This window comes from Micromonospora sp. BS32, from assembly GCF_059089345.1.
The window spans coordinates 1-657 of the sequence record NZ_JBSSHR010000061.1 but is presented as its reverse complement, the minus strand read 5'-3'; the positions used below and the strand labels follow the sequence as shown (position 1 = coordinate 657).

The window sequence follows — 657 nt, the reverse complement described above, 5'->3', positions numbered from 1 at the left end:
CACCGGAGGATGCGGTATCCACAAGGTGGTGGCCTGACCGCCGAACGGCAGAACAGGCGCGAGGAGTTACGGCTTCAGGCGGCTGAGCGGTTCGCCCGATGTGAGGGCAGCACGTCGATTGCCAGGGACCTGCGGGTCAGTGTCCGCTCGGTGCAGCGATGGCGTCACGCGTGGGTCGAGGGCGGTACCCGTTCCTTGCGGTCGCGGGGCCCGGTTTCGCTGCCGAGGCTGAGCGAGAAGCAGTTCGCCCAGCTGGAGAAGGAACTGGCGAAGGGTCCTGCTGCACACGGCTGGGAGGACCAGCGCTGGACTCTGGGACGGATCAAGACCGTGATCGGCCGACGCTTCCACCTGACCTACACGATCCAGGGGGTGCGCAAGCTGCTGGTCCGCAACGGCTGGTCCTGCCAGGTCCCGGCCCGACGCGCCATGGAACGCGACGACGATGCGGTGGCCGGGTGGGTCAAGGAGGTCTGGCCCCGCGCGGAAGGCTAGCGGCGGGCCGTGGAGCCTGGCTGGTCTTCGAGGACGAAGCCGGCTTCTCCATGACACCGCCGCACGCCAGAACATGGTCACCACGGGGCCGCACCCCGGTCGTGCGCGTCCGTGGCCGTTCCCGCAGACGCGTCTCGATCGCCGCACTGACCTGCTACAGAC

Annotated in this window: 1 protein-coding gene; it reads left to right on the top strand. The window is 68.8% G+C overall.

Annotated features, from left to right (window positions below; genetic code table 11):
- Window positions 1-495 (top strand): winged helix-turn-helix domain-containing protein (locus tag AC5RWQ_RS30235; protein ID WP_494286005.1); only part of this gene is annotated, 495 nt, incomplete at its 5' end.
- Window positions 496-657 lie beyond the last annotated feature (162 nt).